Annotated in this window: 23 protein-coding genes; 22 read left to right on the top strand and 1 reads right to left on the bottom strand. The window is 60.7% G+C overall.

The genetic code is table 11. The features are described from left to right. The first annotated feature begins 79 nt into the window (after positions 1-79). The 20 genes from fliF to OSJ75_RS19350 all read left to right on the top strand — a co-directional run bounded on the left by fliF (position 80) and on the right by OSJ75_RS19350 (position 17,621). A complete protein-coding gene (gene fliF, locus OSJ75_RS19445; protein WP_416362589.1) occupies positions 80-1,723 on the top strand; it encodes a flagellar basal-body MS-ring/collar protein FliF in 1,644 nt (547 codons plus the stop codon). Continuing rightward, on the top strand, positions 1,720-2,385 hold the full coding sequence (locus tag OSJ75_RS19440; protein ID WP_267229171.1) for a hypothetical protein: 666 nt from the start codon (positions 1,720-1,722) through the stop codon (positions 2,383-2,385). The genes fliF and OSJ75_RS19440 overlap by 4 nt, the downstream gene beginning before the upstream one ends. After that, on the top strand, positions 2,382-3,563 hold the full coding sequence (locus OSJ75_RS19435) for a MotB family protein (protein WP_250018435.1): 1,182 nt from the start codon (positions 2,382-2,384) through the stop codon (positions 3,561-3,563). The genes OSJ75_RS19440 and OSJ75_RS19435 overlap by 4 nt, the downstream gene beginning before the upstream one ends. After that, positions 3,560-4,762, top strand: a complete 1,203-nt coding sequence (locus OSJ75_RS19430) for a chemotaxis protein MotC (RefSeq protein WP_250018436.1) — start codon at positions 3,560-3,562, stop codon at positions 4,760-4,762. The genes OSJ75_RS19435 and OSJ75_RS19430 overlap by 4 nt, the downstream gene beginning before the upstream one ends. Beyond that, positions 4,759-6,006, top strand: coding sequence for a flagellar hook-length control protein FliK (locus OSJ75_RS19425; RefSeq protein WP_250018437.1), 1,248 nt, complete (start codon positions 4,759-4,761; stop codon positions 6,004-6,006). Before OSJ75_RS19430 ends, OSJ75_RS19425 begins: the two co-directional genes overlap by 4 nt. A gap of 52 nt (positions 6,007-6,058) precedes the next feature. Continuing rightward, on the top strand, positions 6,059-6,529 hold the full coding sequence (locus OSJ75_RS19420) for a transglycosylase SLT domain-containing protein (RefSeq protein WP_416362588.1): 471 nt from the start codon (positions 6,059-6,061) through the stop codon (positions 6,527-6,529). A 235-nt stretch (positions 6,530-6,764) separates the two neighbouring features. Next, positions 6,765-7,436, top strand: a complete 672-nt coding sequence (gene ftcR, locus OSJ75_RS19415) for a flagellar transcriptional regulator FtcR (protein ID WP_250018439.1) — start codon at positions 6,765-6,767, stop codon at positions 7,434-7,436. Between the two features lie 127 nt (positions 7,437-7,563). Further along, complete coding sequence (locus OSJ75_RS19410) at positions 7,564-8,826, top strand: flagellar hook protein FlgE (RefSeq protein WP_250018440.1); 1,263 nt, start codon at positions 7,564-7,566, stop codon at positions 8,824-8,826. Between the two features lie 31 nt (positions 8,827-8,857). Then, positions 8,858-10,318, top strand: a complete 1,461-nt coding sequence (gene flgK / locus OSJ75_RS19405) for a flagellar hook-associated protein FlgK (protein WP_267229169.1) — start codon at positions 8,858-8,860, stop codon at positions 10,316-10,318. Position 10,319: 1 nt separating this feature from the next. Continuing rightward, positions 10,320-11,369: a flagellar hook-associated family protein gene (locus tag OSJ75_RS19400; protein WP_267229168.1), complete on the top strand. Its 1,050-nt coding sequence runs from the start codon at positions 10,320-10,322 to the stop codon at positions 11,367-11,369. Positions 11,370-11,403: 34 nt separating this feature from the next. After that, positions 11,404-11,748 carry a flagellar biosynthesis regulator FlaF gene (flaF, locus tag OSJ75_RS19395; protein WP_267229167.1) on the top strand — a complete coding sequence of 115 codons (345 nt, stop codon included), beginning with the start codon at positions 11,404-11,406 and terminating at the stop codon, positions 11,746-11,748. A gap of 4 nt (positions 11,749-11,752) precedes the next feature. Next, the gene (flbT, locus tag OSJ75_RS19390) at positions 11,753-12,193 is read left to right on the top strand and encodes a flagellar biosynthesis repressor FlbT (protein ID WP_267229166.1); all 441 of its coding nucleotides are present in this window, start codon (positions 11,753-11,755) and stop codon (positions 12,191-12,193) included. After that, complete coding sequence (flgD, locus tag OSJ75_RS19385) at positions 12,190-12,597, top strand: flagellar hook assembly protein FlgD (RefSeq protein ID WP_267229165.1); 408 nt, start codon at positions 12,190-12,192, stop codon at positions 12,595-12,597. Before flbT ends, flgD begins: the two co-directional genes overlap by 4 nt. 9 nt (positions 12,598-12,606) lie before the next feature. Continuing rightward, positions 12,607-12,873, top strand: a complete 267-nt coding sequence (locus OSJ75_RS19380) for a flagellar biosynthetic protein FliQ (protein WP_250018446.1) — start codon at positions 12,607-12,609, stop codon at positions 12,871-12,873. Between the two features lie 38 nt (positions 12,874-12,911). Next, complete coding sequence (flhA, locus tag OSJ75_RS19375) at positions 12,912-15,035, top strand: flagellar biosynthesis protein FlhA (protein ID WP_267229164.1); 2,124 nt, start codon at positions 12,912-12,914, stop codon at positions 15,033-15,035. 1 nt (position 15,036) lies between these two features. Continuing rightward, positions 15,037-15,786 carry a flagellar biosynthetic protein FliR gene (gene fliR, locus OSJ75_RS19370; RefSeq protein ID WP_267229163.1) on the top strand — a complete coding sequence of 250 codons (750 nt, stop codon included), beginning with the start codon at positions 15,037-15,039 and terminating at the stop codon, positions 15,784-15,786. After that, positions 15,786-16,181 (top strand): hypothetical protein, encoded by a 396-nt coding sequence (locus OSJ75_RS19365; protein WP_267229162.1) that lies wholly within the window; start codon positions 15,786-15,788, stop codon positions 16,179-16,181. Before fliR ends, OSJ75_RS19365 begins: the two co-directional genes overlap by 1 nt. A 70-nt stretch (positions 16,182-16,251) precedes the next feature. Then, positions 16,252-16,725 (top strand): rod-binding protein, encoded by a 474-nt coding sequence (locus OSJ75_RS19360; protein WP_416362587.1) that lies wholly within the window; start codon positions 16,252-16,254, stop codon positions 16,723-16,725. Positions 16,726-16,743: 18 nt separating this feature from the next. Then, positions 16,744-17,154 (top strand): flagellar protein FlgN, encoded by a 411-nt coding sequence (locus OSJ75_RS19355; RefSeq protein ID WP_267229161.1) that lies wholly within the window; start codon positions 16,744-16,746, stop codon positions 17,152-17,154. Further along, positions 17,151-17,621, top strand: a complete 471-nt coding sequence (locus OSJ75_RS19350) for a hypothetical protein (protein ID WP_267229160.1) — start codon at positions 17,151-17,153, stop codon at positions 17,619-17,621. The genes OSJ75_RS19355 and OSJ75_RS19350 overlap by 4 nt, the downstream gene beginning before the upstream one ends. On the opposite strand, the gene OSJ75_RS19345 is transcribed toward OSJ75_RS19350, so the two are convergent. Then, the gene (locus OSJ75_RS19345) at positions 17,618-17,968 is read right to left on the bottom strand and encodes a PilZ domain-containing protein (protein WP_267229159.1); all 351 of its coding nucleotides are present in this window, start codon (positions 17,966-17,968) and stop codon (positions 17,618-17,620) included. The two genes, OSJ75_RS19350 and OSJ75_RS19345, sit on opposite strands and share 4 nt — an antisense overlap. A 189-nt stretch (positions 17,969-18,157) precedes the next feature. Here OSJ75_RS19345 and OSJ75_RS19340 point away from each other — a divergent pair, with 189 nt between their 5' ends. Together OSJ75_RS19340 and OSJ75_RS19335 are read left to right on the top strand one after the other, a co-directional pair. Continuing rightward, positions 18,158-18,574 carry a hypothetical protein gene (locus tag OSJ75_RS19340; RefSeq protein ID WP_250018453.1) on the top strand — a complete coding sequence of 139 codons (417 nt, stop codon included), beginning with the start codon at positions 18,158-18,160 and terminating at the stop codon, positions 18,572-18,574. A 138-nt stretch (positions 18,575-18,712) separates the two neighbouring features. After that, complete coding sequence (locus OSJ75_RS19335; protein WP_267229158.1) at positions 18,713-20,482, top strand: SLC13 family permease; 1,770 nt, start codon at positions 18,713-18,715, stop codon at positions 20,480-20,482. Positions 20,483-20,485: the final 3 nt, after the last annotated feature.

The raw sequence follows: 20,485 nt of genomic DNA, 5'->3' as shown, positions 1-20,485 counted from the left end.
TTTTATGCGCGGTGCCCGAGACTAACTTCGCGCAAGCTTCGCCGCTTATGGTGCCGTCAGGTCGATGCGGTGGGATTTGATGGACAAGAATATCAGGCAGACGGTCGAGCAATTGGTTTCGGCCCTGGGGAAGCTCGGTGCAAGGCGATTGATCGCGCTCGGGCTTATCGGCGTGACATTGTTTGGCGCGATACTCCTGTCGAGCTTTTATCTCAACCGCCCGCAATATGAGACGCTTTATGTTGGCCTCAGCCGCGACGACGTCAATCGGATGGGCATGGCGCTCGGCGAGGCCGGCATTCCCTTCGACGTGAAGTCGGACGGCACCTCGGTGCTGGTTCCCTACGGCACGGCGGATCAGGCGCGGATGCATCTGGCCGAGAAGGGCCTGCCGACCAGCAACAATGCGGGCTACGAACTCTTCGACAATATGGGCTCGCTCGGCCTGACGTCGTTCATGCAGGAAATCACCCGTGTTCGCGCACTGGAAGGCGAGATTGCGCGGACGATCCAGGCGATAAGGGGCATAAAGGCGGCGCGCGTACACATCGTTCTGCCGGAAAAGGGCAGCTTCCGGCGCGGGGATCAGGCGCCTTCGGCATCGGTCGTCGTGCGCACCGAAGGCGATTTCGCGACCGAATCGGCGCAATCCATCCGCCAGCTCGTCGCTGCTGCCGTTCCCCAGCTCACCGCGTCGGAAGTCACGATCCTCGACACCAATGGCAGGCTGCTGGCCTCCAAGGAAGATGGCGTCAATGCCGGCGCGGTCATGTCGGCATCGCTCGAGCACAGCGTTTCCTCGTCGGTGGACGAGAATATCCGCAAGGCGCTGGCGCCCTATCTCGGCGTCGGGCACTTCCAGACCAGCGTGCAGGTGGCGCTGGACACCGACCGCCGGCAGATCAACGAGACCGTTTTCGATCCCGAATCGCGGGTGGAGCGCTCGGTGCGTGTGGTGAAGGAGAGCGGGGATTCGCAAAATACGTCCAGCGACAACGCAACCGGCGTCGAGCAGAACATTCCGCAGGAGGAAATCGTCAGCCGCAATGGCGACAAGGCTTCCGAAAAGACGGAAAAGCGCGAAGAACTGACCAATTACGAGCTGAGTTCGAAGACGATCTCGACGACAAGCGACAGCTATCAGATCAAGCGGCTTTCCGTTGCAGTGGTGGTCGATCAGGCGCGCCTCCTGGCCACCGCCGGCGTAACGCCCGCGCCGGCCGATTTCGTCGATCAGCAGATTGCACGCATCAGGCAGCTCGTTTCGACGGCGGCAGGGCTCGATGAGAAGCGCGGCGACGTCATCAATGTGACGGCCGTCAACTTCCTCGAAGCGGAAAACCAGGAACTGCAGCCAACGTCGACGCCAGTTTCGGAATTGATCTTCCGGCAGAGCGGCGCGGTCATCAATGCCGTGGCGCTGATTGCGGCCGTCGGCTTGATCATCTGGTTTGGCGTCCGCCCGCTGATGCGGGAAATGCGGACCCCCGAGGCTGATCTCCGCCTCGCCGTGGAAGCCGGCAGCGGGTCGTTGAACCTCGCGCCCTCCGGCAATCTGCCGGTCGCGGCGAACAGCGACGAGCAGAGCGCTCCCTATGACGATCTGACGGAACTGCGCAAACGCATGCGAGCGCCGGCGCAACACCGGCTCGAACAGATGATCGACATGGACGAGGAACGTGTCGCGGCTATCCTGAAGCAATGGGTGCATGAGGCCGCATGATGAGCTCATCCGCCCGCTCCCTTGCCAACATCCTCACGGATTTCACGCCGAAACGCGTTCCGGACGAGCGCATTGCCGTGTTCACGCTGCCGAGGGAAACCGCCGGCTTCGCCGCGACCGATGACCATCGTCCCGACGATATCGTCGAGCAGATCGATCATGAGGCGAACGTCAAGGAAGCGTTCGAAGCCGGGCGTGAAGCAGGACGCGCCGAGGCGGCGGCGCTTTTCGAGGCGGAGAAAGTCCGGCTGGGCCGCGAATTCGAGACGCAGCTTGCCAGTGCGGAAACGCTATTCCTCGAGCAGACGGCCAACAGGCTCGCGGAACAGATGGAACAGGGGCTTTCGCGTGTCGCGGAGGATATGGCCGCTCGCGCCGCCCAGGTGCTTGCGCCGCTTGTCGAGGATCATCTGCGCGGCCAGATCGTCGAGGTTTTTTCCGACGAAGTCATGCGGTTGGTGCGCGGCAAGGAGGGGTTGGCGCTTGAGGTGCGGGGGCCGGCACATCTTCTGGTGGCTCTGCGCAAGCGTGACGACATGATGGCGCTGAACTGCAAGTTTGTCGAAGAAGACCAGGCTGAGCTCTCGCTCAATCTTGACGAGGTTGCGATAGAAACGCGCCTCGGCCGGTTGCTCGAAACCATTCGGCGGGCAGGGACATGAATATCGATCCGGAAACGCACCGCGAGATCGTCATCGTGCGGCGAGCACGCGGCGACGGTGAGGACGGCCATCATGGCGGCGTCTGGAAGATCGCCTATGCCGACTTCATGACCGCGATGATGGCATTTTTCCTGGTCATGTGGCTGATCAATGCGGCCAATGAGGAAACCAAAGCCGCCGTCGCCAGCTATTTCAATCCCGTGAAGCTGATGGACAGGAGTTCCAGGCCGAAAGGCATCGAGGACACCGAGAGCGAACAAGGAAAGGTGCGGTTCGAACGGCTGGACGCTGACGATCCGGACACCAAGAGTTCGCGCAATGACAGGAATACGGAAACCCAGCCGGAGCGTGAAGAGCGTCAAATATTCAAGGATCCCTATGCGGTCCTGTCGGAAATCGCTGCCGAAAGCGGTGTGCTGCAAAATCGTTCCGTCGCTGGTGCGGGCGGCAAGAACCTTGCGGGTCCCTTGACGGGAGCCGAGGGCGGCGAAGCCTATCGCGACCCCTTCAATCCGAATTACTGGTCGGAACGGCGGCAGGACGACATCTTCCCGCTGACGGAAAGCCCGCCTGTTCCGCCGCCATCGGCCAACAAGCAGACGGAAACCGCGCTCGCCAAAGCCAGCGAACCGCGCCCGGAGGAACTCGCAAAGCGGCTGGAGGCCGGGGAAACACCGCCGGCCAAAGCGGACAAGGCACAGAACCTGTCGCAGGCCGAGATTGCGCGCCGGCTTGCGGCCGAGATAGCGAGCAAGACCGACACTGCGGGCGAGGGCAGGGCGCCGGATATAAGCGTCGTGCCGGCCAGGGATGGCGTGCTGATCCAGCTGACCGACAAGATCGACTACGGGATGTTCGCGATCGGATCGGCGAAGCCGGACAAGCGTGTCGTCCAGGTGCTCGACGAGATCGGCAAGATCATCCAGAGCCGCGAGGGCGATGTCATCATCAGCGGCCACACGGATGCACGGCCGTTCAAGAGCGACACCTATGATAATTGGCGCCTTTCGTCGGCCCGGGCGCATATGGCGTATTACATGCTGACGAGGGGCGGCCTCGATGCAAAACGCATCCTGCGCGTCGAAGGCTATGCCGACCGTGATCCCAAGGTGCCGGCCGACCCGTTTGCGGCGCAGAACAGGCGCATCGACATATTCCTGAAGGCCGCCGGCACATGAGGGCGCGCTATGTGACGCTCCTCTTCCTTGGGCTTCTCGGTGTCGGCATTGCGCCCGCCCGCTCCGAACTGGCCGCGCCGGAGCCTTATTTGCTCGTCCGGTCGATGCGGATGCTGCAGGACCAGGTTGCATCCGGTAAGCCCGAAGCACTGCTAATGCTCAATCGCGTGCTTGGGCACATCGCCGACGATCTGCAACGCGCAAGGCCGGATGTCTGGCAAAAGCCTGAAAACGTCTATGCGCTTCTGGTCTATCTCCTTAATGGCGGCAATCCGGCGATCGTCCGCAACGTCATCGGAAGGCTGCAGCCCGGGCAGGTCGATCAGAAGCTGATCGCAGGCTCGCTAGCTTATGCGGACGGCGATTCCGTGCGCGCATTGGACAATTTCGAGCAATTGCCGGAGGGGATTCCAAGCGAACTCGTCGCATCCATATATCTCGTCACGGCGGACCACATGGCTGCGATCGATGCGGGGACCGCGCTGCGCCGCCTGGACTATATCCGCCTCAATGCGCCCGGCACATTGCTGGAAGAGGCGGCGCTGCGCCGGGAGCTGGTGATAGCGGCGCGCCTCGGGGAGAGCGACAAGGTGCGGGGCCTCGCCCGCAACTATTTGCAGCGGTTCGAACGTTCGCCCTATTCGGAAGACTTCTTTCGTCAGTTCGTGGAGGCCATCCTCAAGCTGAAAGGCAAGATGACGGACCATGAGATCGACGATATCGCTTCGCTGGCCTGGCGTGGAGCCCAGCTGCCGCTCTATCTGCGCATTGCGCGCGGCTCCATCGTCAATGGTGATCTTGCGCGTGCCCGGTTCGCTGCGGAAAAGGCCCGCGACCTGGCGGTTGCGCTCAAGGCGGACGATACGCAGGCGCAGCTCTATCTCTCGGTCGCCAATGTCGGTTCCGACAAAACTGCGGAAGCCGGCAGGATATTGAACGGTCTTTCGAGGAAGAACCTCCACGAGCGTGATCTGGAATTGCTCGACGCCGCCAGGGCGATGGCTGCGAAGATAACGGCCCAGCCCGTCGCCGTCGCGCCGCCGGCAGAACCGGCTCAGCCCAGGGTTCGGGAGAGCTCCGCGATTGCGGCCGAGGCGCGGCCTGCCGAGTATGAGGCGCCGGCGGAAGACAACCGGATCATCGAGGCGAGAAAAAAGCTTGATGCGATCGATGCCATTCTTGGGAATACCCGCAGATGAATATCGGCCCCAAAATGGTACGCCCGACCGAATCCCTGCTTCGCGAGCCCGGCAAGGACGCCCTGTTGAAAGACGACGCACTCGTCAATGAGAACATGCCGGACAACGACTTCCAGCAATTGGTCGAAGCCAGAAGCATGAGGCTTCACTCGAAGATGCGCGCCCCGTCCCCGACGGATGAGCGGGCAAAGGAACGCGATACGGAAACACCGCTGGAACGCGAATTCGCCAAGGCTCCCGACACCCAGACGACAGTCTTTCAACCGCCGATGCGGGCGCTTGAGCAACTTCTGCAGGAACTGCCTCGGCTTGTCGAAGATTCCGGCCCTGCAGAAAGCCCCACGATCCGTGCGAGCCTCGTTTCGTCGCTTGCTGGCAAGGCAATCGTCGAGGCTGACGAAATGCCGGTGCAGCCAGAGATAGGCGTCGTCGCTGTCGGCGGTAGCGACGCGAAGGTGAGGCAGTTCGCGTCTGAAAGATCAGTAGCGCGCGACGTTCCGCCGTCCGACGGTCAGGCGGTAGAGACACAAGTTCCGGCGCCTGCAGAACCTGCTGTGCGGGAGGACCAGCCATTGCCGCTTGCTGGACCGCAAGAACAGCCGGACGAGAAGCAGGCATTGCAGGAACGGCCGGCACAGGCGGATCTGAAGCCTGCAGCTCCGCAAGGGATGACCGCGCCTGCACAATTGGCGGGCCAGGAGCCGGTGAAGGGCGGAGTGCCGCCATCGCCTCCACCTCCGGCCGGCATCGGGCAGGACATCCGGATATTGAAGTTGGACGTCCTCTCGGAGCGCATAACGGGTCCGTCGAAAACCTTGGTGCTCCAGCTCCAGCCTGTTGAACTCGGCACGGTGGTCGCCCGCATGCGGCTGGGGCCGGAGGGCCTGCACATCCATATCACCGCAGAAAGCGCGGATGCTGCTGCCCATCTGGCGCGAGATCATGAGGGTTTGGTCAAGGCCCTGCACGATAGCGCGCTATCGGACGAATCCGTGGCGGTGACGATCTCCATCAGCGACAGGTCAGGCACCGCCAGCACGTTCCAGGGCGGGCATTCCCCTATGGCCGGCGACGGGCAGGCTGACGGGCGCGCAGGCGGACAAGCACAGGCGGGTTTCGGGGGCAGCGAGAAGAATGAGGCGTCGGCGAAGCGCCAATGGGAGGAGGCAGCACCCAATGCAAAAGCGCGGCAGGTGGTCGGTGATGCTCAGGCGCCTGGCAGTTCTCGCGGCATCGTGGTCTAGCCTGCTCCTCGCACCGCAATATGCGAGCGCAGCCAATCTGTGTGAGGCCCACATGCACCGTGCGGCCGCGCGGTACGGGGTGCCGATCGGCATCCTCTATGCAGTCGGCCTGACGGAGACGGGCCGGAAGAGCTCGCTTCAGCCCTTCGCATTGAACGTGGAGGGAACGTCGTTCTTTCCGAATTCGGCCGCTGCGGCCAGGGAACAATTCTTCGAAGCGCAGCGCCGCGGCGCCAGGCTGATCGATCTCGGCTGCATGCAGATCAACCATCATTTTCATGCCGGCGCCTTCGCCTCGATCGACGCCATGATCGACCCTGCGACCAATGTCGATTACGCCGCTCGCTTCCTCAAGCAGCTTCGGCAGAGGGAGGGAAACTGGACAATGGCCGTGGCCCGATATCATGCGGGACCGGACAATGACCCCGCGCAGAAAAAATACGTGTGCAGGGTCGTGGAGAACATGGTGGTAACCGGCTTCGGAAACTGGACTCCGAACGCGCGAATCTTCTGCGATAAGTGATTCAAGTAATATCCAGTAATAAAACGTGAATTCATCGTTTGCTGCAGAAATTGCTAGACTCCTGCCACGCGCCCGGACCGATTCCCTGCGCCGGTTTTCTCCCAAAACTCATCCTGATTTCGCTTCCTGACCTCCCAATTTCTTGGGTGCCACAAGTTGGGTATTGTCGGCGACTCCCACTGGCCGGTACTTGTGTGTTGCTTGGGGTTAACTAATTGATTCGATAGGTGGGGTTGTGATCGTAGTCGTCGACGAACGAAGTCTGGTGACGAGTGGGTATTCTGCGTGGTTCGCCCGTGAGGGCATAACAACAACCGGGTTCGCTCCGGATGAATTTGGTGAGTGGGTCACCAGCGTTCAGGAGAGCGATATCATGGCGGTCGAGGCCTTTCTCATTGGCGAATGTTCGGACCGCAGCAAGTTTCCACACAAGATTCGTGAACGCTGCGCGGCACCGGTCATAGCGGTCAACGATACGCAATCCCTCGAACATACGTTGGAGCTGTTCCAGGCCGGCGTGGACGATGTCGTCCGCAAGCCGATGCACGTGCGGGAGATCCTGGCGCGCATCAATGCGATCCGCCGCCGCCACGGCAATGGCGGTTCCGGCATGCAGGTCGGGCCGATCCGCGTGTTCTCGGATGGACGCGATCCGCAAATAAACGGCGTGGATTTTTCATTGCCGCGGCGTGAGCGGCGGATACTGGAATATCTCATCGCCAATCGCGGACGGCGTCTCAACAAAGCGCAGATATTCAACGCCATTTACGGCATCTTCGACAATGAAGTCGAGGAAAGCGTGGTGGAGAGCCATATCAGCAAGCTGCGCAAGAAGCTTCGCAGCGAGCTCGGCTACGATCCAATCGATTCCAAGCGGTTTCTTGGCTACTGCATCAATCTCGATTGATGCACGGAGGGCCTTCGGATCGGCAGAACGCCGGAAGGCAAGACCTGCGTTCCGTCTGAAACGTCAGCTTCGCACAAGTAACGACGCCTAACATTTTCGGACGGAATCACGCTCGAGGAGACGGGAAATGAGCCTCTATGGAATGATGCGGACAGGCGTATCGGGGATGAACGGGCAGGCCAACAGGCTCTCGACCGTTTCCGACAATATCGCCAATTCCAGCACCGCCGGCTACAAGCGGGCCTCCACCGAGTTTTCCTCGCTCGTTCTGCCAAGTTCCGGCGGCGCCTACAATTCAGGCGGCGTCGAAACGACGGTGCGCAATCACATATCCGACGAGGGCAGCCTGCGTTTCACCACTTCGTCGACAGACCTTGCGGTGAAGGGCAACGGCTTCTTCCTGGTCAGCAATGGCAGCGGGACGCCGTTTCTGACCCGCGCCGGCTCATTCGTCGAAGACCCTAACGGCTTTCTCTACAATACCGGCGGATTCTATCTGATGGGCTACCCGATCACGAACGGCAACGTGAATCCGGTCGTCAATGGCTACCAGGGCCTCGAGCGCATCAGCCTTGCACAGAACGATCTCATCGCCGAGCCAAGCCGCGAAGGCATCTTCACCGCCAATCTGCCCGCAGGCGCTTCGATCGTTGCGGCAGCCGACAGGCCACCGACGAACACTACGGCATCCGCGCAATTCACGGCGAAATCGTCGGTTCAGACTTATGACAATCTCGGCAATGTCGTTGTCCTCGACGTCTATTTCACCAAGACTGCCGACAATAATTGGGAAGTCGCCGTCTATGACAAGGCAAACGCTGCTGCCTCGGGCGGTTTCCCCTATACGCCGCCGGCGCCGCTGACGACGGAGAATTATGCCTTCGATCCCGTGACGGGCAAGCTGGCTTCAGCCGACAAGTCCATTTCGGTCACGGTGCCGAACGGCCAGCCACTAGAGATCGACTTCTCCAATACCAAGCAGCTGGCGGGTGACTACACGCCGATCGCAGTCAAGATCGACGGCAATTCGCCAAGCCCCATCGAAGACGTCACCATCGGCGCGGATGGCGTGGTCGTCGCCAATTACAAGAATGGCACCACGCGCGCCATCTATCGTATCGCGCTCGCCGATGTTCCGAGCCCGGACAATCTCCAGGTGCTGAACGGCAATGTCTTCGCCACGAGCGCCGAGTCCGGCGACGTGCAGATCGGTTTCCCGGATTCGGGCAGCTTCGGCACGCTGAAATCGGGAGCTCTCGAGGAATCCAACGCCGACATTGCGCAGGAGCTGACCGACATGATCGAAGCGCAAAGAAACTACACGGCCAATTCCAAGGTATTCCAGACGGGTGCTGATCTCATGGATGTACTCGTCAATCTCAAAAGATAGTTGAACTTCAAAAGCTGATTGGACAAAGGGCATGTCGCTTACCTCGGCACTTCTCACAGCTCAGAGCTCGCTCAATACTGTGTCGAAGCAGACCGCGCTGGTGTCTCGCAACATTGCAGGGGCGAATGATCCCAATTTCTCGAGGCGGATAGGTTCGGTCGCCAGCGGGGCGGGCGGGCTCACCTATCTGTCGATCACGCGCTCGGCGGATGAAGCCCTATTGTCCAAATATATCGAAACCAACGGGCAGCTTGGAACATCCGAAACATTGAAGGCCGGACTTGACCGCCTCTCCGGCATCTACTCGGCCAACAACAATGCGGGCTCGCCCCGCGCGCTTCTCGGCGATCTTCGGGACTCGCTGCAGATCTACGCCTCGCAGCCCGGCAATACGTCGCTGGGGGAATCCGCAGTATCAAAGGCGGTGTCGCTCGCCGATGCCCTGAACAGGGGGACGCAGGAGACGCAGAAGCTTCGGCTCGACGCCGATGCCGACATCGCCAATTCCGTGAACGATATCAACTCGCTCCTCGCCAAGTTCGAGGAGGTGAACAATCGCGTCATCAATGGCACGCGCGCCGGCAAGGATGTCTCCGACGATCTCGATGAACGCGATGGCTTGCTGAAGCAGCTTTCGGGCGAGATCGGGATCACCACCCTGAAACGTGGCGACAATGACGTCGTGATCTTCGCGGAAAACGGCGTCACCCTGTTCGAAAAGTCGCCCCGGACGGTGAGTTTCGTCGCGGCCAGTGCATTCGCGCCCGGTACTTCCGGCAATCAGGTCTATGTGGATGGCGTACCGCTGACCCATGGCACGTTCGACCAGCCATTCGGCACGGGCAGGCTGAGCGGGTTGCTGCAACTGCGGGACCAGACGGCACCGCAATATCAGAGCCAGCTCGACGAGATCGCGCGGGGCCTCGTGAGCATGTTTGCGGAATCGGGTCCGGGCGTGCCGACGATACCCGGCCTCTTTACCTATGGCGGCGCGCCAGCGATGCCGGTGGACGGCGTGCTGTCGCCAGGCATTGCCGGCAGCATAAAGGTTGCCTCCGCCTATATCGTTTCCGAAGGCGGCAATCCGGCACTGCTGCGCGATGGCGGTACGGACCCTGCCAACCCGGCCTATGTGAAAAATCCGGATGGTTCGGCCGGCTATTCCGACAGGTTGCAGAACCTGATTACCGCAATCGGCACACCGAGGGCCTTCGACGAAACGGCCGGTGCGGGCGACAATCGCAGTATTCTGGATTTCGCCGCTGCGTCGCTGAGTTCGATCGAGGCGAAGCGGCAGTCGGCTACCCAGACGCATGAATATGACAAGGTGCTGGCGACACGCGCCACCGACGCCATCTCCAATATGGGCGGCGTGAACATAGACAGCGAGCTGCAGTCATTGCTCGATCTCGAGCACTCCTACCAGGCGTCGGCAAGGATATTGTCGACAGTCGATGCGATGTTCAAAGAACTCTTCCAGGCGGCGTCCTAAGATGAAGACACAATCGATCTCCTCCTACGTCCTCGCCAACTCGACCCGCAGCATCATCGCCCGGGCGCAGGCTGATCTGGTCAAGGCGCAAACCGAGGCGACCACCGGCCTTGTCGCCGATACGGGCCTTACCCTTGGCAGCCGTACGGGGCAATCCATTTCGCTGCGCAAGGAGCATGATCGGCTCTCGGTCCTGACGGATTCGAACCAGCTTCTCATGCAGCGCATGACCACATCGCAGGGAGCGTTGACCAATGCGGTCAAGGGCGCGCAGGATTTTCTCGGCTCGATCGTCGCCATGCGCGGCTCCAGCCAGGGTCATGACATCCTCGTCTCGACGGCGAAAGGCATGCAGCAGGCCGCGACATCGCTGATCAATACAAATTTCAACGGCGAATATGTTTTCGCCGGGGTCAATACCGATGTGAAGCCCATGGCGGACTACGACGCCGCAGGCAGCGCCGCCAGGGTCGCGGTGCTCCAGTCCTTCGAGGATCATTTCGGTTTTCCCGTCACCGATCCGCAGGTTGCCAATATCGACGGCGCCCAGATGAAGGCCTATCTCGATACTGCATTTGCGGCGGAGTTCGACGATGCTTCCTGGTCGGACAATTGGTCATCCGCTTCCGACACGATGGTCAGGAGCAGGATTGCACCTACAGAACTCGCTGTCACATCGGTGGGAGCGAACGACCAGGGCTTCCGCAAGCTGATGATGAGCTACACGATGGTGGCCGAATTCGGCAATATCGGCCTTGCGCAGGGCGCGTTCGACGCGGTGATCGACACGGCTATCGAAACGACGACAGTCGCCAACACGACCCTGTCGAGCGCCCAGTCCTCGCTGGGAACGGCACAGGCGCGGACGAAGAGCGCCACGGACCGGCTGACGGTGCAGATCAACGTCCTGAACAGTTCGGTGCTCGACCTGGAAGCCGTCGATCCATATGAGGCCGCCAACAGGGTGGAGGCGCTCCGCACGCAGATCGATGCGTCCTACGCGTTGACCGTGAAGATCCAGAGCCTGAGCCTGCTCAACTATCTGAAATAGAGGAAGGCGACGCGCACGCCGCTTCGAAAGTCTTATGTACCAAGCCCGATATGACGATGTCATCAATGATAGCGTAGCGACCGCAAGGGAGCGCGAGCGCTTTCTTTTCGACCAGTCCATTGCGATGCTCGAAGCGGCGCGGGACGAGGGTGGCTATTCTCACAAGGGCATTGAGGCGGTGCACTTCACGGTGAAGTTGTGGATGCTGGTCATCGAGGATCTCGGCGACGCCGCCAATCAATTGCCGCCTGAATTGCGCGCTTCGCTGATTTCGATAGGCATCTTCATCCTGAAGGAACTCGAAGCGATCCGGCAGGAGCGTTCTACGGATTACGACAGTATCATCGACATCACCCGCACCATACGCGACGGGATCTAGACCCATGAAAATTTCGTTGCGAGCCGGCGAGAAGCTTTACGTCAATGGCGCCGTCCTGCGGGCCGACCGCAAGGTCGCGCTGGAGTTCATGAACGATGTGAGTTTCCTCCTGGAAAATCATGTCCTGCAGCCCGAACAGACGACGACACCGCTGCGGCAGCTCTATTTCGCCGCACAGATCATGCTGCTCAATCCCGCCGGCAGGGACGAGGCGCATGCCACGTTCAAGCACATGCTGGCGTCGCTATTGGCGACGTTTTCGAACAAGACCATGCTGAAAGAGCTGAAATTCATCGATGAGCTCGTCTTTGGGGACCGGATATTCGAGGCACTCAAGTCGATCCGTTCCCTCTACCCCCTGGAAGCGCAAATCATGTCGGGCGAACCCGAACTCGCCGTAAATAGCGGAACAGATCACGATGTCCGACAGGAGGCAGGCCTATGACCACGACAACGCCGGTTGGCACGCAGCAGACGCCGCAACCTGATACGACGACGACCAGCAAATCCGAGGGCCCTGGCGTCGATTACCAGACCTTCCTGAAGCTGCTCGTGGCCCAGATGAAGAACCAGGACCCGACGAAGCCGATGGATGCCACCGAGCAGGTGGCGCAGCTGGCGCAGTTTTCGAGCGTCGAGCAGGCGGTGCGGATGAACACGAAGCTCGACCAGTTGCTGGCGAGTTCCTCGCTTGCGCAAGCCGACGGCATCATAGGGCGGACCGTGACGAGCTTCGACGGGAAGATCACCGGCGTCGTGGAGTCCGTCCGCATCTATGCCGATGGCATGATCGCCAAGCTCAAGGACGGTGCCGAGGTGCCGATAACGCCCGGTATAGTCATCAGTTAGGTCACGGACATGAACGAGGCCGATGCGCTCGATATCGTCACGCAGGCCATCTGGACCGTGATCGTGGCCTCCGGACCTGCCGTGGGCGCCGCCATGGTCGCTGGCATCGCCATTGCCCTGTTCCAGGCGCTCACGCAGGTGCAGGAAATCACGCTCACCTTCGTGCCTAAAATCCTGGTCATCCTTGCCGTGCTTGCGCTGACAGCGCCTTTCGTCGGTTCGCAGATCAACACATTGACACTTCTGACCTATTCACGCATCGAAAAAGGCTTCTAGTCCCGGCGTGATTTGGCTTCGCGCAAGCTTCGCTTCCTATGGTGCCTCCTGAACAAGGGCAGGAGCATTCCGTGCAGCAAGCAGCCGCCAAACCAATCGGGGCAAGAGCCTACCTGACCGGCAGCGATGTCGGGCTGGCATTGGGCATCGTCATCATCCTGACGGTGCTGTTTCTGCCTGTCTCGCCAATGGTGCTCGATATCGGCCTGGCGTTCTCCATCGCGCTCTCCGTGCTCATCCTGATGGTGGCGCTTTGGATCCAGCGCCCGCTCGACTTCTCTGCCTTTCCGACCGTGCTCCTGATCGCGACGATGTTGCGTCTTTCGCTCAATATCGCGACAACGCGCGTCATCCTTACCCATGGTGACGAAGGCTATGCCGCCGCCGGGCAGGTCATTCATGGTTTCTCGCAATTCGTCATGGGTGGCGATTTCGTCATCGGCCTTGTCGTGTTCGCGATCCTGATCATCGTGAACTTCCTCGTCATCACCAAGGGCGCCACGCGTATCGCAGAGGTCGGCGCCCGCTTCACCCTCGACGCCATTCCCGGCAAGCAGATGGCCATCGACGCCGACCTTTCGTCCGGATTGATCGACGAGAAGGAAGCGCAGCATCGCCGGCGTGAACTCGAGGAGGAAAGTTCCTTCTTCGGCTCGATGGACGGTGCGTCGAAATTCGTTCGCGGCGATGCCATCGCCGGACTCATCATCACGGCCGTCAACATCTTCGGCGGCATCATCATCGGTGTCACCCGCCACGGCATGGAAGTCGCCGAGGCAGCGGACGTTTTCACCAAGCTATCGGTGGGCGATGGACTGGTGACGCAGATACCGGCATTGATCGTCTCGCTCGCCGCCGGCCTCCTCGTCTCCAAGGGCGGCACGCGCGGCTCTACCGACAAGGCCGTCTTCGGCCAGCTCGGCGCTTATCCGAAGGCGCTATTCGTTGCGGCACTCCTGCTCTTCGTCCTCGGAATCCTGCCCGGCCTGCCGGCGTTTCCGTTCTTCCTGCTCGCGTTCGGCCTGGCTGCACTCGGCGTATCGATACCGCGCCGCCTGGCGCGCGCCGAAGCCGCGCAGCAAGCCGAACTTGCGGCCAAGCGCAAGAGCGCCGAGGAGGAAGACCGCAACTCCGTACGCGCATCGCTCGATACGGCGCAGATCGAGGTTTGCCTCGGCAAGCAGCTCTCGACCCGCCTCATGGCCTCGCAGCTCGAATTGGCGCACCGGGTGAACAAGATGCGCAAGAAGTTCGCGGTCGAATACGGCTTCGTGGTCCCGGAAATCAAGGTGACGGACGATTTCCTGCTGCCGCCCAAGACCTATCGCATCAAGATTCATGGCACCGTGGTCGCTTCCCACGAACTGCGCGTTGGCGAGGTCCTCGTCATACCGGGCGACCGGCCGCCGCCGCATGTCCCCGGCGAGGAAGTGCGGGAGCCTGCATTTGGAATGAAGGCATATTCGGTGCCGGAGACGTTCATCGCCGAGCTCAAGCGCGACAACTACATGACCGTGGACAATCTCTCGGTGCTGCTGACCCATCTCAGCGAGATCGTGCGCAACAATCTGGCGCAGTTGCTGTCCTACAAGGATATGCGCGCGCTGCTGGACCGCCTCGGTCCGGAATACCGCAAGCTGCTGGACGACATCTGCCCGGCGCACCTCTCCTATTCCGGCCTGCAGGCCGTGCTCAAGCTGCTGCTGGCGGAGCGGGTATCGATCCGCAATCTGAACCTGATCCTCGAGGCGATCGCCGAAGTTGCACCGCATGTGCGCCGGTCGGAGATGATCGTGGAACATGTGCGCATGCGCATGGCACAGCAGATTTGCGGCGATCTGGCCGACAATGGTGTTCTCTCCGTGCTCCGGCTCGGCAACAGGTGGGACCTCGTATTCCACCAGAGCCTGAAGCGTGACGCCAAGGGTGAGGTGATGGAGTTTGACATCGACCCGCGCCTGCTCGAGCAATTCGGCACGGAAGCGACCACGGCGATCCGGAAATATCTCGATGCGGGCGAGCGCTTCGTGCTGGTCGCCTCGCCGGAGGCCCGGCCCTATATCCGCATGATCGTCGAGCGTCTTTTCACCACGCTCTCCGTATTGTCGCATGTGGAGATTGCACGAGGCGTTGAAGTGCGCTCGCTGGGCACCATCTCCTGAAATGCCCCCTCTTGCCGAAATGGTTGTTGCGGCCTTTCTGATCTTCGCGCGCGTCGGGGCCTGCCTTCTGATCATGCCGGGGATTTCCAGTCCGCGCATTCCCATGCAGATCCGCTTGTTCCTGGCTCTCGCCTGCTCGCTGATGATCGTGCCGCTCGTCATGAAAAATGTCGCGCCCGCGGCCTCCATGCCGCCCCTGGTGCTGATGCGGACGATCATCATCGAGATCATCGTCGGCGGCATGATCGGCGTTCTGGCCCGCATCTATTTCTGGGCCCTGCAGTTCATGGCCAGCGTCATCGCCATGGCGGCCGGCTATTCCGGTGCGCCTAGCGGCGCTGTCGAGGCCGAAGAGCCACAGGCGGCGATCGCTACTTTCGTCACACTTTCGGCGCTATGCCTGTTCTTCATCTCGGACCTGCACATGGAGGTGTTCCGGGCTCTGCTTTCCTCTTACTCCGCGGTTCCCGTCGATGGGATATTCCAGCCCGACACCGCGCTCACCAGTATCACCGACACGCTGTCGCGCGCCTTCCTCGGCACCATACGCATTGCCGCTCCGTTTATCGTCTTCGCGATCGTGGTGAATATCGCCGTCGGGCTCATCAACAAGCTGACGCCGACAATTCCGGTCTATTTCATCTCGATGCCCTTCGTGCTGGCTGGCGCGCTGATGCTGCTCTATTTCGCAATGCCCGACATGTTGCGCCTGTTCACCTCGGAGATCGGCTCCTACCTCAGGAATTTCTAATGAGAGCTGCGCAATCCAGGGAACAGCTTGTCCGGCTGCAACGCGTCGCGAAAGCCCGCTGCGAGATGGAAGTCGCGGAGCTGGTGGCGCATCAGACCGCGGTGGACGATGAAAACGCCTACCTTCGGGAAGTGCAGGCGCGCCGCTTCGAAACCGGCGGGAACCTCGTGCCCGAATCCATCATTGTCGAACGTCTTGACCGCAATAGCCGCCTGTCGGCGCAGCTGACGGCGGAGCTTGCCGACCGGAAGCGGGCGCTGCTGCAATCGTCGCGAACATTGGAAATCCTGGAGCAAAAGGTAAGTCTCGAGACGCGCGCTAGCGAGCGAATGCGGGATGCGGCTGCGATGGACGAATATGTAGCAAGCCTGGCAGGCAGGGCGAAAACGTCATGACGAACGTCAAGCCTCCCGCAAGTTTGGACGATTAGTATCGGCACCGTGAACAAGGAAAAGGTTAGCTTCGATGGCAATCAACCCGCCGTCCGACATCATTCTCGATGTGGCCCGCGCCGCCGATCCGGTCGCCTATCAGGCCTCGCTGGAGAAGTTGCGCGGGCTGGCGGGCGCTCGCATCGAGGGCATGGACCAGACCCAATTCACCGTTGCGTCCGCAGCGGTGGAGGCGCCGCGGCCGGCTGTGAATCCGGCCTTCCGCAAGTTCGAGGCATTCATGCTTCAGACTTTCGTGCAGTCAATGTTCACCAGCGAGGGTGAAAGTGTCTTCGGCAAGGGGATTGCCGGAGAATATTGGAAGTCGATGATGTCCGAGGCCATCGCCAAGGAAATGGCGGAAGGCGGCGGCGTGGGCATCGCCACGATGCTTCAGGCGCGCAGCGATCAAATGGCAAGCCTCGATATGATGGGAGGCGCAGCAGGCACCGCAGCGTTTTCTGGTCCGGGTTCAACCCTGACAGACGACGAAACGCCGGCCGGTTGATGATTTGAAGGAATGATTATGACAATAAACGATACTAAAACGCACGAAATTCAGCGTCTGGACCAGGCACTCGCGCCGGTATATTCGGCAATTCAACGTCTTGAAAGCGTGATCGATCACGAAACCGACCTGCTGCTTGACGGTTCAACCGTCGATCTCAAGGAAATCAGCGCCAGCAAGAGCCGGGGCCTTCGCGATTTCAACAAGGCACTCGGCAAGGCAACCAAAATCGTCGACCAGGGAGCATTGAAGACCCTGCAGCCTTTGCTGGAAAGCCTGCGGCGCAAGCTGGACCGCAATTGCGATGCGCTCAAGCTGCACCTGCGCGCTGTCAGCGAACTGACTGGCATCATCCGCGATGCGCTCGAAACGCATGAGGCGGACGGCACCTATACGGTGGAGCAGCTCCGCAGCGGAAGCGGTGCATGATCCGCATCATCGTCATCGGCCTGTGGGTCTGCGGCGTTGCGCTGGGCTCGCTCTATTTCGCCGTCCGCTACAATTCGGCGTCTGCTTCCAACCCTGCCGCAGCCGAAACTGTGCTGGACAATGGCAAGACCGACATATTCAGCGTGCCGATCATCATCGACGGCGCCGTGCAGGGCTATATCGTCTCGCAGCTGATCTACACCCTGGACGGCAATGCCAATCAATCGGCGGGGGCTCCCGTAAGTTTCTTCATCAATGACGAGATTTTTCGCCAGTTCTATGGCCGCTATTCGGAAGTCAAGGACGTGCAGAAGGTGGAGTTCGACGACGTCAGGAAGTCGATCATCGAGCGGGTCAATACGCGCTTCCCCAGGCCGGTGCTGCGCGACCTGCTGGTCGAGCAGTTCAACTACATCTCATCCAACGATATCCGCAATCAGAACATGAAGGGCCTGCCGCGCGGCTAGGGCTTGCCGAGCGAATAATATTTGCCCGACAGCGCCTCGAGGACCGCTTCGCCGAGGGGCGGCACATCGGCTGGCGTAATGAAACGGATGCCGATCTCCATGCCTTCGCTCCACACCGACTGGCCGAGCAGCACGCCGCAATACTGGTCGTCGAACAGCCAGAACTGTTCGGGGACGATGGCCTTGCGCGCGAGCCTTATGCGTGCGCCGTTCTCGGTAAGGTCATAGAACTGGCACTCCACGATGAACCGGCCATCGACCGAAACGATCTTTCCCGACCGCAGCCGCGTTCGCTTCCGCTCCTCCAGCCGCTGATCGGGTCCATTCTTTCGGGTTTTCGTGAACATCCGCCTTGCCTGATCACCTATTCTCACCCTGAGACTAGCCGTAAAAGACTTTCAAATCCGTTAGAAGTTCCTGACACCTGTAGGCGGTGAGGCTGTTTGTCCACAACTTCAGATTGCTAAATATCCAATGCCTATCGAAAGTTGAACGGAAGAGGAGTAGACACTCTGAAGTTTAACCTCGGGGGTCTCATGTTCAATAACCGCTTTATTCTCGCACTTTTATTTGCAGCACCTGTTTCCTTGGCGCAGGCGCAGACCTGTGAGAGCAATTTCAAGGTCACCGGCGTTCCGATGGTCACGGCGATGAGCTTCAAGACGTCGATGGATTTCCCCGGTATCAAGCCGGATCAGGCTTTGAAGACATTGGCCCAGGCGGTGGCCGCCGAAGGCTTCTCCGGCATCCGGACCGACAAGTCGCTCGGCGCGGTCGATGCCTATCAGGAAACGTCCGGCTCTGGCAGGGAGCAGACATTGCGCGTCGTAGCCCGCAAGAAGGGCAAGGGCACACGGGTCGATGCCATGTTCAACATCCAGCAGGGGCAGGTGACGAGCCAGAGCATCGTGCGCAAGGGGCTTTGCACCATCGTCATGTCGCTCGCCGACTGACCGTTTTCGATAGATGTTGCGCCGTGCAGGCGTGAATGATGTCATCGCGGCAAACGAATCAGCGGTGAGGTCAGGAACGGCCCACGTGGAACAAAATATGAGCTTTCCTGATTTCGTTGGAATAAAACGGGGAATCTCATGACCACGCAGCAGTTTCTGGCCTTTGCCGTCATCGTTCTCATGATGGCGGCATTCATCTGGGGGCGTTTTCGCTACGACGTGGTGGCAATGTGCGCGCTCCTCGTGGCCTGCCTGCTCGGTCTCGTCCCCTATGACCGCGCCTTCAGCGGTTTCAGCGACGAGATCGTCATCATCGTCGGCAGCGCCCTTGTGGTGAGTGCCGGCGTGGCGCGTTCCGGGCTGATGGAGGCGGCCGTGCAGCGGTTTGCGCCGCGGCTGGTTGCGGTTCGTGGGCAATTGGCGCTGCTCGTCATCGTCGTGACGGTCCTCTCCGCCTTCGTCAAGAATATCGGCGCCCTCGCGATCATGATACCGATCGCGTTCCAGTTTGCCCGCCGGTCCAATGTTTCGCCGTCGCTCTTCCTGATGCCGATGGCCTTTGGAGCGCTGATGGGCGGCCTGATGACCCAGATCGGCACCTCGCCCAATATCGTCGTTTCCCGGGTGCGCGAGGAAATGGTGGGCGAGCGCTTCACCATGTTCGACTTCACGCCGGTCGGCGCGACGGTGGCTGCGGTCGGCATCGTCTATCTGGTCCTGTTCTACTGGCTGGTTCCCATGCGTTCGAGGGAAGGCCTGTCGGCGGACGAGGCCATCGAGATCAGCAATTACGTTGCGGAAGCCTCCGTTCCGCAGGGCGCTTCGGCCATCGGCAAGACGGTGGTCGATATCAGCAAGCCCGGAGAGGGCAGGGCAAGCATCACCTCGATCATTCGCGGCGAGCGCCGAACCAGTCCCTTGCCCGATACGATCATTGCGCAGGGTGACGTGCTGGTGCTTGAAGGCGATCCCGCCGCACTCGATGCCATCGTCAATTCCGGCAAGCTCAAGCTTTCGCGCGACCGGATACCGGAGCAGGAGCAGGGTTCCGAACTCGAATCCATCGAGGCGGTCATCGGTGACAATTCTCCGCTCATCGGCCTCTCGGCGCGCGACCTGTCGCTGTTCGACAGGTACGAGGTCAATCTGCTTGCGCTGAGCCGGCAGGGCGAAAGGATCACCGACAGGCTCGGCGAGATAAAGCTGCGCCTGGGTGACGTGGTGGTGTTCCAGGGCAAGGACAGCGTCCTGCCGGCGTTGCTGCGCGAATTCGGCTGCCTGCCGCTGGCCAAGCGTACCATCATGCTCGGCAATGTGCGGCGCGGGCTCATTCCGCTGTCGATCCTGCTGGTCGCGATCATCGTCACGGCGTTCGGCCTGGCGCCGGTCTCATTCGTCTTCTTCGCCGCGGCGGTGGCCATGGTCGCATTCAAGGCCATCCCTGTGCGCGAACTCTACACTGCCATCGATGGTCCAATCCTGGTCATGCTTGCAGCGCTCATTCCCGTCAGCGATGCGCTGCGAACGTCGGGCGGTACGGACCTCATTTCGCAATATCTGACCGCATACGCCCATTCCCTGCCTCCATTCGCGGCACTGGGCGTCATTATGGTCGTCGCCATGGCGGTGACGCCGTTTCTCAACAATGCGGCAACCGTGCTGGTCATGGCGCCGATCGCCTCCAGTTTCGCGACCGGGCTCGGGTACAGGCCCGAGGCGTTCCTCATGGCCGTCGCCATCGGCGCAGGATGCGATTTCCTGACGCCGATCGGGCATCAGTGCAATACTTTGGTCATGGGCCCAGGTGGCTACACTTTCGGGGATTACCCGCGGTTGGGCCTACCGCTATCGATCATCGTGGTGCTCGTTGCGGTGCCAACATTGATGTTCTTCTGGCCGCTCCGATGAGAG

The organism is Phyllobacterium sp. 0TCS1.6A, assembly GCF_026420825.1.
Lineage (GTDB): Bacteria > Pseudomonadota > Alphaproteobacteria > Rhizobiales > Rhizobiaceae > Phyllobacterium.
The sequence above is the reverse complement of the archived record's forward strand: the minus strand, read 5'-3'. Positions and strand labels throughout refer to the sequence as shown.

Bases quoted from the DNA above. Each gene is read 5' to 3' on its own strand.
- fliF (WP_416362589.1), top strand. From the start codon at position 80: ATGGACAAGAATATCAGGCAGACGGTCGAGCAATTGGTTTCGGCCCTG.
- OSJ75_RS19440 (WP_267229171.1), top strand. From the start codon at position 1,720: ATGATGAGCTCATCCGCCCGCTCCCTTGCCAACATCCTCACGGATTTC.
- OSJ75_RS19435 (WP_250018435.1), top strand. From the start codon at position 2,382: ATGAATATCGATCCGGAAACGCACCGCGAGATCGTCATCGTGCGGCGA.
- OSJ75_RS19430 (WP_250018436.1), top strand. From the start codon at position 3,560: ATGAGGGCGCGCTATGTGACGCTCCTCTTCCTTGGGCTTCTCGGTGTC.
- OSJ75_RS19425 (WP_250018437.1), top strand. From the start codon at position 4,759: ATGAATATCGGCCCCAAAATGGTACGCCCGACCGAATCCCTGCTTCGC.
- OSJ75_RS19420 (WP_416362588.1), top strand. From the start codon at position 6,059: ATGCACCGTGCGGCCGCGCGGTACGGGGTGCCGATCGGCATCCTCTAT.
- OSJ75_RS19410 (WP_250018440.1), top strand. From the start codon at position 7,564: ATGAGCCTCTATGGAATGATGCGGACAGGCGTATCGGGGATGAACGGG.
- flgK (WP_267229169.1), top strand. From the start codon at position 8,858: ATGTCGCTTACCTCGGCACTTCTCACAGCTCAGAGCTCGCTCAATACT.
- OSJ75_RS19400 (WP_267229168.1), top strand. From the start codon at position 10,320: ATGAAGACACAATCGATCTCCTCCTACGTCCTCGCCAACTCGACCCGC.
- flaF (WP_267229167.1), top strand. From the start codon at position 11,404: ATGTACCAAGCCCGATATGACGATGTCATCAATGATAGCGTAGCGACC.
- flbT (WP_267229166.1), top strand. From the start codon at position 11,753: ATGAAAATTTCGTTGCGAGCCGGCGAGAAGCTTTACGTCAATGGCGCC.
- flgD (WP_267229165.1), top strand. From the start codon at position 12,190: ATGACCACGACAACGCCGGTTGGCACGCAGCAGACGCCGCAACCTGAT.
- OSJ75_RS19380 (WP_250018446.1), top strand. From the start codon at position 12,607: ATGAACGAGGCCGATGCGCTCGATATCGTCACGCAGGCCATCTGGACC.
- flhA (WP_267229164.1), top strand. From the start codon at position 12,912: ATGGTGCCTCCTGAACAAGGGCAGGAGCATTCCGTGCAGCAAGCAGCC.
- fliR (WP_267229163.1), top strand. From the start codon at position 15,037: ATGCCCCCTCTTGCCGAAATGGTTGTTGCGGCCTTTCTGATCTTCGCG.
- OSJ75_RS19365 (WP_267229162.1), top strand. From the start codon at position 15,786: ATGAGAGCTGCGCAATCCAGGGAACAGCTTGTCCGGCTGCAACGCGTC.
- OSJ75_RS19360 (WP_416362587.1), top strand. From the start codon at position 16,252: ATGGCAATCAACCCGCCGTCCGACATCATTCTCGATGTGGCCCGCGCC.
- OSJ75_RS19355 (WP_267229161.1), top strand. From the start codon at position 16,744: ATGACAATAAACGATACTAAAACGCACGAAATTCAGCGTCTGGACCAG.
- OSJ75_RS19350 (WP_267229160.1), top strand. From the start codon at position 17,151: ATGATCCGCATCATCGTCATCGGCCTGTGGGTCTGCGGCGTTGCGCTG.
- OSJ75_RS19345 (WP_267229159.1), bottom strand. From the start codon at position 17,968: ATGTTCACGAAAACCCGAAAGAATGGACCCGATCAGCGGCTGGAGGAG.
- OSJ75_RS19340 (WP_250018453.1), top strand. From the start codon at position 18,158: ATGTTCAATAACCGCTTTATTCTCGCACTTTTATTTGCAGCACCTGTT.
- OSJ75_RS19335 (WP_267229158.1), top strand. From the start codon at position 18,713: ATGACCACGCAGCAGTTTCTGGCCTTTGCCGTCATCGTTCTCATGATG.